This is a genomic window from Frigoribacterium sp. Leaf415, assembly GCF_001424645.1.
GTDB lineage: Bacteria > Actinomycetota > Actinomycetes > Actinomycetales > Microbacteriaceae > Frigoribacterium.
Genome location: NZ_LMQR01000001.1, coordinates 2,791,930 through 2,804,492 on the forward strand (window position 1 = coordinate 2,791,930; position 12,563 = coordinate 2,804,492).

The 12,563-nt window shown below is 63.6% G+C and carries 13 protein-coding genes; 8 read left to right on the forward strand and 5 right to left on the reverse strand.

Going from position 1 to position 12,563, the window contains the following annotated elements:
* The first annotated feature begins 205 nt into the window (after positions 1–205).
* The 4 genes from ASG28_RS13010 to dnaB all read left to right on the forward strand — a co-directional run bounded on the left by ASG28_RS13010 (position 206) and on the right by dnaB (position 4,572).
* Positions 206–1,156 carry a substrate-binding domain-containing protein gene (locus tag ASG28_RS13010; RefSeq protein WP_055975825.1) on the forward strand — a complete coding sequence of 317 codons (951 nt, stop codon included), beginning with the start codon at positions 206–208 and terminating at the stop codon, positions 1,154–1,156.
* Positions 1,153–2,223 (forward strand): ribokinase, encoded by a 1,071-nt coding sequence (locus ASG28_RS13015; protein ID WP_082454644.1) that lies wholly within the window; start codon positions 1,153–1,155, stop codon positions 2,221–2,223. Before ASG28_RS13010 ends, ASG28_RS13015 begins: the two co-directional genes overlap by 4 nt.
* Positions 2,220–2,603: a D-ribose pyranase gene (gene rbsD / locus ASG28_RS13020; protein ID WP_055975833.1), complete on the forward strand. Its 384-nt coding sequence runs from the start codon at positions 2,220–2,222 to the stop codon at positions 2,601–2,603. Before ASG28_RS13015 ends, rbsD begins: the two co-directional genes overlap by 4 nt.
* Before the next feature lie 580 nt (positions 2,604–3,183).
* Positions 3,184–4,572 (forward strand): replicative DNA helicase, encoded by a 1,389-nt coding sequence (dnaB, locus tag ASG28_RS13025; RefSeq protein ID WP_043595340.1) that lies wholly within the window; start codon positions 3,184–3,186, stop codon positions 4,570–4,572.
* A gap of 542 nt (positions 4,573–5,114) precedes the next feature.
* Here the strand turns inward: dnaB and ASG28_RS16960 are convergent.
* Entirely contained in the window at positions 5,115–5,288 is a 174-nt protein-coding gene (locus tag ASG28_RS16960; protein WP_235477789.1) for a hypothetical protein, read from the reverse strand.
* 364 nt (positions 5,289–5,652) lie between these two features.
* Between ASG28_RS16960 and ASG28_RS16155 the strand changes: the two genes are divergently transcribed.
* Genes ASG28_RS16155 through ASG28_RS13040 form a run of 3 tightly spaced genes read left to right on the forward strand, consistent with a single transcriptional unit; the run spans position 5,653 to position 7,037 of the window.
* The gene (locus ASG28_RS16155) at positions 5,653–6,096 is read left to right on the forward strand and encodes a hypothetical protein (protein WP_082454645.1); all 444 of its coding nucleotides are present in this window, start codon (positions 5,653–5,655) and stop codon (positions 6,094–6,096) included.
* Positions 6,097–6,130: 34 nt separating this feature from the next.
* Positions 6,131–6,571 carry a helix-turn-helix domain-containing protein gene (locus ASG28_RS16160; RefSeq protein WP_235477790.1) on the forward strand — a complete coding sequence of 147 codons (441 nt, stop codon included), beginning with the start codon at positions 6,131–6,133 and terminating at the stop codon, positions 6,569–6,571.
* A gap of 7 nt (positions 6,572–6,578) precedes the next feature.
* Complete coding sequence (locus ASG28_RS13040; RefSeq protein WP_157485726.1) at positions 6,579–7,037, forward strand: hypothetical protein; 459 nt, start codon at positions 6,579–6,581, stop codon at positions 7,035–7,037.
* Positions 7,038–7,250: 213 nt separating this feature from the next.
* On the opposite strand, the gene ASG28_RS13045 is transcribed toward ASG28_RS13040, so the two are convergent.
* A complete protein-coding gene (locus ASG28_RS13045) occupies positions 7,251–7,835 on the reverse strand; it encodes a GntR family transcriptional regulator (protein WP_055975842.1) in 585 nt (194 codons plus the stop codon).
* Between the two features lie 120 nt (positions 7,836–7,955).
* Positions 7,956–8,633: a hypothetical protein gene (locus ASG28_RS13050; protein ID WP_157485727.1), complete on the reverse strand. Its 678-nt coding sequence runs from the start codon at positions 8,631–8,633 to the stop codon at positions 7,956–7,958.
* A gap of 986 nt (positions 8,634–9,619) precedes the next feature.
* Between ASG28_RS13050 and ASG28_RS16500 the strand changes: the two genes are divergently transcribed.
* A complete protein-coding gene (locus tag ASG28_RS16500; protein WP_157485728.1) occupies positions 9,620–10,369 on the forward strand; it encodes a hypothetical protein in 750 nt (249 codons plus the stop codon).
* Here ASG28_RS16500 and ASG28_RS13055 read toward each other — a convergent pair.
* Together ASG28_RS13055 and ASG28_RS16505 are read right to left on the reverse strand one after the other, a co-directional pair.
* Positions 10,355–11,722 carry an SIR2 family protein gene (locus ASG28_RS13055; RefSeq protein ID WP_082454646.1) on the reverse strand — a complete coding sequence of 456 codons (1,368 nt, stop codon included), beginning with the start codon at positions 11,720–11,722 and terminating at the stop codon, positions 10,355–10,357. The genes ASG28_RS16500 and ASG28_RS13055 overlap by 15 nt on opposite strands.
* A gap of 27 nt (positions 11,723–11,749) precedes the next feature.
* On the reverse strand, positions 11,750–12,466 hold the full coding sequence (locus ASG28_RS16505) for a primase 1D-like protein (protein WP_157485729.1): 717 nt from the start codon (positions 12,464–12,466) through the stop codon (positions 11,750–11,752).
* Positions 12,467–12,563: the final 97 nt, after the last annotated feature.

A 12,563-nucleotide genomic window follows, 5' to 3' on the forward strand; every position in this document is an offset into this window, starting at 1 on the left:
GCACCGTCGGCTTTCGAGCCGAGGAGGCGCGGTGCGGCCCGGACGGGCGGCGTCGCATCTCAGCGGAGCGGCGGCAGCTGCGGGGCCCGGCCTTGGGGCCGCGGCGCAGCCCAGGCGACGGGCCTCAACCAGCCGACCCGCGCCTCCTTGCCTGTCCCTATCTCACACAGTCCCTGATCCACCAACCCAACCCGAAGGACACACGATGAAGTTGACCTCGTTCCGCAAGGCCGCCACCGTCACGGCGATCGCCGCCCTGGTCGCGACCGGCACCGCCGGCTGCAACCGCACTCCCGCCGGAGAGGCGGACCGCCCCACGGTGGTCCTGTCGCTCAGCACCCTGAACAACCCGTTCTTCGTCGAGCTTCGTGACGGCGCGACCGCCGAGGCGAAGAAGCAGAACGTCGACCTCGAGATCGTCGACGCCCAGAACGACTCCGCCACGCAGGCGAACCAGCTGGCGACCGCGGCTTCGACCGCCGACGCCGTCATCCTCAACGCCGTGGACAGCGACGCCGCCGGACCCGCCGCCAAGGCGCTCAACGAGGCCGACGTGCCGATCGTCGCCGTCGACCGCGCGGTCAACGGTGCCGACGTGGCCTCGTTCGTCGCGAGCGACAACGTCGCCGGTGGCGAGCAGGCCGCCAAGGCCCTCGCCGAGGCGATCGGCGAGCAGGGCGAGGTCATCGTGCTGCAGGGCGTCGCGGGCACCTCGGCCAGCCGCGACCGCGGTGAGGGCTTCACCAAGGGCATCGCCGCGTACCCGAACATCACCGTCGTCGCGCAGCAGACCGCGAACTTCGACCGCGCCACCGCGCTCGACGTGACCACCAACCTGCTGCAGGCGCACCCGAACGCCGTGGGCGTGTTCGCCGAGAACGACGAGATGGGCCTCGGAGCGATCCAGGCGCTCGGCTCGCGCGCCGGCACCGACGTCAAGGTCGCCGCGTTCGACGGCACCGAGGACGGCCTCAAGGCCATCGAGGCCGGTACGCTCTCGAGCACGATCGCGCAGCAGCCCGCCGAGCTCGGCGCCCTCGCGGTCGACCAGGCCGTCAAGGCCGTCAACGGTGGCAGCGGCGACGAGGGCCCCTCGGACCAGGCCGTCGAGGTCATCACCGTCACGAAGGAGAACGTGGGTGACTTCACCGAATGAGTGGTTCCAGTACTGACGCCTCGGGCGTAGGAGGCGCGGGTGCGGTTCCGGCCGCAGGCTCGGCTGATGCGGCCGGCACGGTCGTCGTGGTCGGGTCGATCAACGTCGACCAGGTCGTGACCGTCGACCGGCTGCCCCTGCCCGGCGAGACGCTCATCGGCTCGTCGATGACCCTCTCCCCCGGCGGCAAGGGCGCGAACCAGGCTGTCGCCGCCGCCCGCCGCGGCGCCCGCACAGTGATGATCGGTGCGGTCGGCGACGACGGACGTGCCGACGACGCCCTGCCCTACCTCCACTCGAGCGGTGTCGACGTCAGTGGCGTCGACACCGTCCCCGGACCCACCGGCCTGGCGATCGTCAGCGTCGGAGGCGACAGCGAGAACACCATCGTCGTCGTCCCCGGCGCGAACGGTGCCGTCTCGGCGTCGTTCGTCGACGGGCACTCGGGTGCGCTGGCTGAGGCAGCGGTGGTCGTCCTGCAGGGAGAGATCCCTGTGGACGGCATCGCCGCCGCTGTACAGCACGCCGGAGGGCGCGTGCTGTTCAACCTCGCCCCGGTGATCGACGTGCCGGCGGACGTGGTGAAGGCCGCGGATCCGCTGGTCGTCAACGAGCACGAGGGTCGGCTGCTGCTGGCCGCGTGGGGCGCTTCCGGGGCTTCGGCTGCGGGCGCGGTTTCGGACGAGGAGGCGCGGGTCGACGACGAGTCGGTCGTCGCCTCCCTGCGCGCCCAGGGAGTCACCTCGGTCGTCATGACCCGCGGTGCCGCCGGCGCGATCGTCTCCGACGCCTCGGGCACCGTGCTTGTCGCATCGCCGAAGGTGGCGGCCGTGGACTCGTCCGGAGCAGGGGACGCCTTCGTCGGCGCCCTCGCCGCCGGACTGGCCGCGGGTGCGTCGCTGCTCGAGGCCGCTCAGGACGCCGTGCGCGTCGGGGCGTTCTCGGTGACGGGTGTCGGCACGCAGGCGTCGTACCCGACGCTCGAGGACGAGCTGCCCGCGGCGGCCGATGCCGCGCCGACGGAGGGGTCGGCGGATGCCGACTCAGCGGACGGAGTGACCTCGTGAAGCGCGGCGGCCTGCTCAACGCCCAGCTGAACCACGCGGTGAGCGGTCTCGGCCACGGAGACCTCGTCGTCGTCGCCGACTGCGGACTCCCCCTGCCCCCGGGAGTCCCCGTGGTCGACCTCGCCGTCGTCCACGGCCTGCCCGCCTTCGCCGACGTGCTGGACGCCCTGACCACCGACGTGGTGTTCGAGGCCTGCACGGCCGCGGACGAGAGCCAGGGCCGCCCGGCCGGCGACTGGATCACGTCTCGCTTCGACGACGTTCGGTACGTCTCGCACGACGAGCTCAAGCGGCTCTCAGGCCGCGCGCGCCTCCTTGTCCGGACGGGCGAGGCGACCCCGTACGCCAACGTCGTCCTCCGCTGCGGCGTCCCCTTCTAAGGCACCTGCTCCCCCACGAACCCCGTTCCGTGCGATGAACCCCGAACCTTCGTGGTTCATCGCACGGAACGGGGTTCTTCGTCGTCCGGGGGCCGACAGGAGGCGCGGTGCCGGACCCCGATACCGCCCTGACCAGCCTCTTCGCAGGCCCCCCTTCGGGGGTTACGAGAAGCTGAACACTGGCTGCGTCGCTATCGGTTCTCGTGCCCCGAAGTCAAATCCCTTGTGCACAGGCGGATGTCAAATCGGATGTCTCAACCCCCGGTTTAGACAATTTTCTCCACACAGGTGTGGAATCACGAAAACCCTGGTCAAGGGCAGGTAATCGAACTGAAGTATCGCGTTGTCCACAGCACGATCCACAGTTCTCCCCAGGGTTGTCCGGCGTTGCTCACCGGTTCTCCCCAGAGTTATCCACAGGTGCATTTGCTGTGGAGAACTCGGTGTCCATAAGGTGTACCCGCGCTCGTCAGGGGTGGATCACGGCGGTTCGGCAGGGGGATGTCGGGGGTCTGTCGTACAACTGCCTTGAGCGTCTTCGGTGCTGCCCCGCACCCACCCGATTCTCGCTGGAGGACCCATGTCGATCGCCCATCTCGGTCTCGCTCCCGATGCGTCGAACGCCCGCGATCGCGACCGTGGTGGCCCCGTCAACATGGACCGCGTCCCGCCGCACGACCTGCTCGCCGAGCAGAGCGCGCTGGGCGGCATGCTGCTCAGCAAGGACGCCGTGGCCGACGTCATCGAGACGGTCCGCGGCATGGACTTCTACGTGCCCAAGCACGAGGTCATCTACGACGCGATCCTGGGGCTGTACTCGCACGGCGAGCCCACCGACGTCATCACGGTCAGCGACGAGCTGATGAAGTCCGCCGACCTGTCGAGGGCAGGAGGCGCGGAGTACCTCCACACCCTCACCGGCGTCGTGCCCACTGCGGCGAACGCGGGGTACTACGCGTCGATCGTCGCCGAGAAGGCGGTGCTGCGCCGTCTGGTCGAGGCCGGCACGCGCATCGTGCAGATGGGTTACGCGAGCGAGGGCGAGGTCGTCGACCTGGTCAACAACGCGCAAGCCGAGGTCTACAACGTGGCCGGTGGGGTGCAGACCGAAGACTATGTGCCGCTGAACGAGGCGGTGACGGTCGCGATCGACGAGATCGAGGCGGCCAAGGGCCGTGACGGTCAGATGACGGGTGTGCCGACGGGGTTCGCGCAGCTCGACGCCCTGACGAACGGGTTCCACCCGGGTCAGCTGATCATCGTGGCGGCGCGACCGGCGCTCGGTAAGTCGACGTTGGCGCTCGACCTGGCGCGGGCGGCGTCGATCAAGCACGGGCAGGCGTCGGTGTTCTTCTCGCTCGAGATGGGGCGCAGCGAGATCGCGATGCGTCTGATGTCGGCCGAGTCGAGTGTGCCGCTGCAGAACATGCGTAAGGGAACGGTCGATGCGCGGGACTGGACGAACATCGCGCAGGTGCGTGGGCGGATCAACGATGCGCCGTTGTTCATCGACGACTCCCCCAACATGACGTTGGTCGAGATCCGGGCGAAGTGCCGCCGGCTCAAGCAGCAGCACAACCTGAAGCTCGTGGTGATCGACTACCTGCAGCTGATGACGTCGGGCAAGCGGGTCGAGAGCCGTCAGCAAGAGGTGTCGGAGTTCTCGCGTGCGCTGAAGCTGATGGCGAAAGAGCTGCAGGTGCCGGTGATCGCGCTGTCGCAGCTGAACCGTGGCCCCGAGCAGCGTGCCGACAAGAAGCCGGCGATCAGCGACCTGCGAGAGTCCGGTTCGCTCGAGCAAGACGCCGACATGGTCATCCTGCTGCACCGCGAGTCCGCCTACGAGAAAGACAACCCCCGCCAGGGCGAGGCCGACTTCATCGTCGCCAAGCACCGCAACGGCCCCACCGACACCATCACGGTCGCCTTCCACGGCATGTTCTCCCGCTTCGTCGACATGCCCAGCTAATTGTGAATTCTCACGCAAATCTGCCACTTCTCAACTTTGTTTGCCACACGTAAGGGCTGGGGCTCTTCGTGAGAGGGGTCAGGTTCCCACCCCTCGGCCTCACAGGGGGCGGAGATCGGCGCCGGTAAGACGCATATGTGAGGTCAACGGCGCCCAAAGGAAACGTCAATAGGGGCTGCTGCCCAAGACTGACGCACCAGTAACGTGGCTCTCAGCGCAGCCCATACCGGATTCATCAGACATGGGGGAGTCGGCGGCACTTCGGCACCTGGCAAAGCCGCTCCTACCGTCATGGCATTCCGCATGATGTTCTTCAGGTGACGCGGAAGCGGACGAACTCCTCGGTTGTGTCGTCCGCGAATTAGTTTGTCGAAATGCTGTTCATATTGTCGCTTTCGATTGAAAGCGACAATCTGACTTGCAGTTGCGCGGACTGGTTGTCATGTCGGCACCGAAGCCTGCTGACATGGGACACGTAAAGGCTTGGCAGACAGAAAGAAGATACGCCCGGCTTGGAGCCGGAATGCGGGGGTTGCTGCCATCTAGCGGTCGCTGGCTTGAGTGACATCGTCACTGCGGTGAAGCTGCACTAGGTGCTTCTCTTCAGAGGCAGTGAGCTTGGGCTTGCGGCCGCGGAGCTTGCCGGCCACCTTGGCGCTCACCATGCCCTCACGTGTGCGAGCCCGGATGAGGTCGGCCTTGAACTCTCCGACCATGGCGAGCACGTTAGACAGAAGTCGACCGACGGGATCGGTGGGGTCTTAGACCGCTGAATCCTCCGAGGTTCAGGGCCACGCCTTCTTTGTGGGCTCGTCGGCTATGGCGGTGAGACCACGACGTGAACAGGCGAGACGGTCGAGCTTGGTGACGGACAGACGTCCCCGGCATGGCAGGCAGCCCCTCCCGAAGGCCTGGACGGGCACGAGTTGTGCCCGAGAGGCCTTGGTCAACATGCACGTCTCGGTCGGGCGCTCGAGAAGGTGTCCCGATGAACGACCGTCCAATTGCAATTTTCGTCTCCACGACTGTCCCCCAATCGTGGCGGGGGTTCATGTCGGTGCAAGTAGTTACGATGCCGTCATGGGGAAGAAGCGACGTGAAGGATCTGATTCTCGGTGCTGTAGGCCTGAGGACGGCCCTTACGTTTGGCGAGACTACCGAGATCCCACCCGTCAGGCCGCCGTCGATTTTGAGACATGGCTGCAGGGCCTCGCGCCCTTTGCTCGTGCACACCAGGAAGGTGAAAACGAGGATCTCCTCGAGGCGGCGGCTAGGGGCGAGCTGAAAGACTCGGGAGACGAGACGACAGCGATCAAGCCGATCGTAGCCAATCCTGAAATTTACGAACTCCGTCGCACTGCATTGTCGAAAAAGTTGCGCTTTTACCACGGCGAACCATCTGAGCTGGCACTGATGCTTGTGGCGCTGCACCGGCACATGAAGGTCGATGGCACGCCGCAGCAACCCGAGATCGAATTTGCCGCGGCCCGCTACATTCAAGGACGCCCCTCGTCCTGGGTGTAGCAGCGGGCTTGCACAACCTCCAGGTTGTCGGGATATGCTCACGAACATGTCCTTGTCTTGCTCTGTCCAGCCTGCCGTCGACCTTGATCTCGTCAAGGCCCGAGCCAAGCTCCTGGCCCGAGAGGACCGTCAGCTGAAGGCAGAGCTGGTGTCCATGCGTGAGCGGGCTGGCCTGACTCAAGCGGCCGTAGCTGAGCTTTTGGGAATCACGCAACAGGCTGTCTACAAGCTTGAGCGTTATGACTCCGACCCTAAGCAGTCCACGCTTCGTCGCTACGCCAACGCCGTTGGAGCACTCGTAGAGCACCGGGTTGTTCCTGATTCCGGCCAGTCGGCAGGGGCCGCGTCCGCGACGCGGTGGAAGTCCGTGGTGCAGTTCCCGACGGCCGCGGTGGTTACGCCGGCGCCGGTGCGGGTGTCGAGTTCTGCCTCGTGGACAAGCGCATCCACCGTTTATTTCGCGATTCTGGACTGAGACCGTCGTGCCCAACGCACTGACCGCCGCTGATACTGCAGCGATCCAGGCAGTGATTGCTCACTCTTCCTTGCAGTCAATCGAGTACTACGAGATGTCGGCGCGTCGGGCAGATTCCGCCCCTGACCTCGAAACCGCTGAGGACGGGCAACTGAACATCGTCGTGCAACAGCGGGCAGACGAGACCAGTTTTGGCATTCGACTGAACGCGACGATTGCGATGGCTCTCGGTGAAGCCAATGTGAGTGTCGCTGGTGAATACGCCCTTCTGGACGATCATGTTCTGACCCCGCGGAGCCTGCAGCTTTTTGCCAATGAGGTCGCCGTTATGACCGTCTTTCCTTACCTTCGTGAGGCTGTGGCGTCGATCACGGGCCGAGTGTTCCAGCAGCCCTTGCACCTTCCAATGGTCTCTCGCGGGGACATCGCAATCGAGTTGACCGAGGAATCGTCCGAGACCAACTAAGGCTGCATCGCGATGGCCGACCTGCGGTAATCGATGCGAGCTCGCCTTTGTGAACTCATGCCGCAATGTCTCTGGCGGATACTGCATATTATTCTTAGCACGCCGATCATTGCGGGCGCACCCTTGCTTAAGTCCTCGATACCGACTGGAGCCGAGGACGATGGTTCAGGACGTCATCGTTCGGGGCCCGCGGAACTACGCCGGAAGGCAAGGCTAGCTCTTCAGGGCTTCCAAGAGCTCGTCGGCAAGGGCCTCCAAGGCATCCCAGTCATAGGAGTCGACTTCGCGGGGTCGGAGGAAATTGACTCGAATGCGAAGGGGTTCTTCTGTCCCTACGAACAGCGCATTCCCGCTGGCCTTGGCTAGCTCGCCCTGCACGTCCAATAGGGTCCCCGGACCCTGTAAATCATGGGCTTTCAACTGCTTCTTGGCCGCGGCGAGAGACTTCGACAGTGTCTTACGGGTGGAGGCGTCGAGGTTGGTCATGCCCCACTCCTTGGCAAGCGTGTGAAGGCCGGCGAGGAACTGCGCGGCTTCCGCATAGACGGCGTCGTCGCGAGCAGCGACTCGGGTGTATCGGTTCGCTTCGATCTCGACCAGACCGTAGGTGTAAAGCTGCGCGATTGCTTCGCGAACGGGAGTGCGCGACACTCCGAGCCACTTGACAAGCTGGTCGTCATTAAGGCGCTCGCCCGGCTCAAGGGTGCCGTCGACGATGGCGGCGAGCATCTTTTCGAAGACGACGTCGCGGAGGAGGCGGCGAGGGCCCTCCTCGGGGACGGAGGTGGGAATAGGCATGCCACCAGTTTGCCACATTCATAGTCTGGTATTCCAGTACTTATCTTAACGGGCGATCCGCGGCTTGAGGTGACGCGTCGTGCGCCGCAGCTCAGTCGGGTGCGGTCCCGAGCAAACTATCTAGCTGAGCCAGGTCGACATCACGACGTCCGTCACGCGCTTGACGTCGCCTCCATCTCGCAACCAAGCAACGGGGGTCTTGTGCCCCTCGCCGTAAAGATCTTCTTGGGGTGTGCCCATGAGGCCGGCCAAGACGATCCAGCTTCGCTTCGGGTTGTCGGCAGCGATTACCTCTGCCAGTCCCGGCAGAAGCTTGCCGGGCGACGAAAGACTGAGCTGCCAAACGGGAAATCGGAGCCGGCCCGAGATCTCGACCGCGTAGAGCCGGCCATCGGCGACTGCGGTGGTGACATCGTCCTCGCTCCAGTGCAGAAATCCGGCAATGGCTCTGAGCGAGAGAGTGCCGGCGAGGCTCGAAAACCACGACTCGACGACCCTAAGTTGCAGGCTTCCCCGTGCGACGGATCGCCGGGCGGCGTCGAACTCAGCGGCCGAGAAGGAACCGGAAGCGATTAGGAAGGCCCGGTCGCTGTCGTCATCGGGTTCAGGCTTCATCAGGGGCTCGATGGACAACAGCTTTTCGGTCAATGCATCCAAGAAGTAGTCCGCATCGTTGCCGAGACGTTCAATGGCCTGGGCGAGTCGACGTACGGCGTCATCGGAGGCGGCCCCGACGCTGAAGGCCTTCTTGGGATCTGATTCCGCGGGTTGCACGTTTGACGGGGTTGAGTCCTTCATGGGCCGATGCTGCCACGGCGCAGCGAAGATACGAATGGCTAGACCCGTCGCCCTCCCTCAAGACACGTTCCTCTTGAGAGCTCCTTGGCTCGGAGCGGGATGCCGGGGTCGCTTCGGGTGGCCCGAGTCCGCTCATAAACGAGCAACTAGATCACGAGCGAGCCGCGCGGAAGTCGCGCACTCCACCGCCACGAGACGTTCCTGAGAATCGGCTGCATCTACAAGCGCAAGAGCCAAGCCGATAGTCACGACACTCTCCAGTGATCCTGGCGTCCATGACGGCGGCCTGAGCTAGAAGTCCGCCGTTCGCAGCAGGGGTATAGCCGCGTCTCAGCGCCCGTCCGAGGCAGAAATGCACGCGAACAGCACCGCCCCTTCATGACATGAGGAAGCTGTCGAGAATATCGACGAGCCGCTGGACGTCCCCACCTCGAACAAGCCACTCCACGGGGGTCAGCTGGAATCCGTTCAGCCGGGCATCTTTCTGGGGGGTCTGCATGAAGCCGAGAATGGTCGAAGGCTGCATGTCGTCGCTGAAGGCTTTGACTAACTGCGCCAGGTGCGGTCCTGCGCCCCATTCTCAGAGGCGGTCACATACAGGCGCACAAGATGAGCGGGGACGTCGTAAACGATGTCGTCAAGCGTCGCCTCGCGGCCGCGGGGATGGACCCGACAAACATCGGCGCCCACTCCTTGCGCGCAGGCTTCGTCAGGGAAGCTCTCCGCGGAGGACATGCCCCCACGGCCGTCATGCTGCAGACAGATCACGCAAGCACGATTTCGATCGAGAACTATCGACGTGGAGACGAGCCCTCGGGGCGGAACCCGGTCCTAGACATGGGCTTTTAGGTGTCCCAAAAGCAGTCCTGGCTTGCCATTCGTCAGCCCACTTGCTGCACGGGACAAAGGCTCCCGGGTTCCGACGCCCTAGGCACCCATATTGCTGTCGGAGTCGCGTTTGAATCGCGAGTCGCTAGTGTCTTTATGTGCACGAGGCGCCTTCCGGAGTAATTACCTTCGTAGAAGGAGACGAGAACGATGAGCTCGTGCTACCGCCCTTCGATGTCAAGGACGCGTGTCCCGGATGCCGAAGCATTAAGTACGAGCCACTCGAGGACCTCTGCGAGAACTGCCGCCTGAACACAGAACAGCTCTCTGGCTTTCGCGTCGCAGTCGAACCCATCACTCTGTATAAGAAGCCAAGCCGCCTTCGAGACTGGTTGACCTTCTACAAGAGCGAGGACGAACGTCTCGAAGACCGGGAGGCCGTCGCGGCAGTTGCGCACATCCTGGGTCGGTTCATCGGCGCTAACACCGAGTGGCTCAACGACCTCGCCCCTGACTACCTCGTCGTGGTGCCCTCCACGCGCCGGCCGCCACCACATCCGCTCCAGATAGTCGTTGAAACGCTAGACATGGGTCTGGAAGTCAATCCGGTCGTGCAACGGACGCCTGTACCCCTCGGATTCCGAGCAGCCTCGGCGGATGCCTACGAGGCCAGCGGGGCCGTGCGTGGAGACCGAATCCTGCTGCTGGACGACGTCTACACCTCAGGCGCCAGAGCACAGAGCGCCGCGGCCGCTCTCGAGATAGCTGGAGCCCAAGTCGTCTCACTTGCCGTTCTCGGAAGGCGAATCAACCCCAGTTATCGGCCGAGGGCCGCCGAACTGTTCGAACAGCAGCAATCCCGCCACTTCGAATGGTCGGTTCCCCGTCGGCATTCATTCGAACATTGATGCCCGAAGTATCTGCAGAGCAGCCTGAACTGATTGCGTACCTGGCACCACGAGGCGGCGCCAACGTCGACTGGTGCTCTCTACGGGCAGGTTCAAGGCTCCGGGATTGTCTCGGTGAGCAGTCCAGAGCTCGTGAGCCGCACCGCCGGTTGATGCCACTGGTATGACAGCGACGTTTTGAGACCGCGCTAGTTCTGCCTCTTCCAGGGTCCGGGCGCCTCCGCCCAGAACGACCATGGCGCGCGACTTCGGGATGACGTAGTCGCGCATCTCCGTCAGTTCCATGTCGGTGAAAATGGCCGTACCGATGCGCTCTTCCAGGGTGATCTCACTGCCTTGGCGGTAGTAGTGCCGCACCCGCTCTGGCCTATATTCAGCCGGCTCGAGCGCCTCTTTGAATGCGTGGGAGAACGCGAACGCGGCTTCACCACCGAACGACAGGAGTGCCACTTGCTGATCGTCTGCTAGCTGTGTGGCGATCTGTTCGGCGACGGAGAGAGCATCGGCATCCAAGTGGCTTCCTGCCACGAATACGTTTGGGTTGCGGGTTCGCGTTTGTATGTCCGCCAGGATGGCGTCTTGAGCGTCGTAGTCGTCGATGAGATGCACCTCGATTCCTGCCCTTCGGAGATCGGCTATGCGGAGTGCCTGGAGCTTCAGCTTCGTCGGATCGCCTTCCTGTTTCATGATGGCCCAGTGCATAGCGCGCGGTGTCGCCCGGTCCAGAGATCGTGCCAGGCGCAGGAGAACGTTCAAGTTTGGGTCCTCGAAGCTCAGACCCAGAAAGAGGAAAGACCTTGTGAGGAATTGGGCGCGGAGTTGGGCCCAGAAACGAGGATGGTCTGCTTCGTACGTTTCGAAGTGAGATCGCGTGAGGACCGGAGGGCTCTCCCAGTCATTGCCCGCGCTGTTCAACGAACCGTGCATCTTGAAGAGCTGCTTCGAGCTCCCGACCTGCACTTGTGTCTCGAGGGCGGCGTCGGCAACGATGCGTGAATAAAGCTGATCGGTATCCGTCATGGCTCGCTCAAGCAGATTGTCGTAGTTCGTGGTCCAATAGTCGAACAGTGGCAACTCGGCCAGCAAACGATGAAGCTCGGTGGGAGTTGCCGGCTTGACGAGCTTCTTCAGCAATTCTCGATTCAGGACTGTCTCGCCGATCTCGCCTGAGATGTATTCGGCGGCTAGCGGAGCGTCGCTTAGTTCTGAGGGAACGGAGGCGAGGACTGCGGCATCTTCTATGAGCTCGTTCCATCCCGGGAGCCCCGCCGGCTTTGACAGGCCCGCGCCAATGAACACTGCAGCTCGGCGAGCCAAGATCGCAGTGGAGAAGTCAGTGAGTAGTGACGCCATGACGTCCTCGTTTCTATCTGGTGACCGTCAAATGGTGCCGAGAGGGACCGGCGATTCACCCTTGTCGCTTTCTGAGATTCTCAAGCTCGCATAGCCGGCGAGTAGCTGGTGGGCTATCCACCGCTCATCCGTAATTGGTGCGAGGAGAAGAGCCCTCGCCATGTACTGACGCCATTCGCGTTCGCTCACGAGTGCCAGGCCGAAGTAGTGGTAGGAACGTCCCGTTGAGGTCAGCTCACCAGGGACGTTGAGTGCCCTAGCTGCTCGAAGGGCTGAGATCCTTGCCCCCTGGAGTCGCGACTTGATAGAGAAATCCAAAAGTGGGATGTGGGCCTCGAGGCCGTCAGGCTTCAGGACCCTCGACGTGAGCATCAGGACGTCATCCTCATCCACCGACGCGGCAAGTCGCAAGAGAGTGGACGGCGAGTCAATCCCTGCGGTGAGAGTCAGCTCATCATCGGCCGACGGGCTCTGGTGGTACAGGGCAGCCTGGATAATCTCGTCGGGTACTCCGTCGTCCTGCGCTCCGCCGGCGTGGAATAGTGCTTGCCAAAACGGCGACCCATGTTCCAGCCGCTGCTTTCTGGCCGACTCGATTAGTAGTTGGTTGTCACTTCCGGCGTCGACTCGATTCTGAAGTCGAGGTGCGCGTTCCACGGTGGCAAATTGCATGCGTGTGCCGCGTGGAAGCGCGAGCGCGATTCGATCGACAAGATCGAGCATGGGCTTGCTGATCTGGGACATGGTGTCTCCGGGAGGGGCTGCGGGATGTTGTGGTTCGCCAAGCGTAAGGAAGACCTCTGACATCGGGATTCCGCCCAGGGAGTCTTCAGGGTTGACG

Excerpts from the sequence above, each read along its gene's own strand:
- ASG28_RS13055 (WP_082454646.1), bottom strand. The coding sequence starts at position 11,722 with ATGGCGTCACTACTCACTGACTTCTCCACTGCGATCTTGGCTCGCCGA.
- ASG28_RS16505 (WP_157485729.1), bottom strand. The coding sequence starts at position 12,466 with ATGTCCCAGATCAGCAAGCCCATGCTCGATCTTGTCGATCGAATCGCG.
- dnaB (WP_043595340.1), top strand. The coding sequence starts at position 3,184 with ATGTCGATCGCCCATCTCGGTCTCGCTCCCGATGCGTCGAACGCCCGC.
- ASG28_RS13015 (WP_082454644.1), top strand. The coding sequence starts at position 1,153 with ATGAGTGGTTCCAGTACTGACGCCTCGGGCGTAGGAGGCGCGGGTGCG.
- ASG28_RS13010 (WP_055975825.1), top strand. The coding sequence starts at position 206 with ATGAAGTTGACCTCGTTCCGCAAGGCCGCCACCGTCACGGCGATCGCC.
- ASG28_RS13045 (WP_055975842.1), bottom strand. The coding sequence starts at position 7,835 with ATGCCTATTCCCACCTCCGTCCCCGAGGAGGGCCCTCGCCGCCTCCTC.
- ASG28_RS16960 (WP_235477789.1), bottom strand. The coding sequence starts at position 5,288 with ATGGTCGGAGAGTTCAAGGCCGACCTCATCCGGGCTCGCACACGTGAG.
- ASG28_RS16155 (WP_082454645.1), top strand. The coding sequence starts at position 5,653 with ATGGGGAAGAAGCGACGTGAAGGATCTGATTCTCGGTGCTGTAGGCCT.
- ASG28_RS16160 (WP_235477790.1), top strand. The coding sequence starts at position 6,131 with ATGCTCACGAACATGTCCTTGTCTTGCTCTGTCCAGCCTGCCGTCGAC.
- ASG28_RS13050 (WP_157485727.1), bottom strand. The coding sequence starts at position 8,633 with ATGAAGGACTCAACCCCGTCAAACGTGCAACCCGCGGAATCAGATCCC.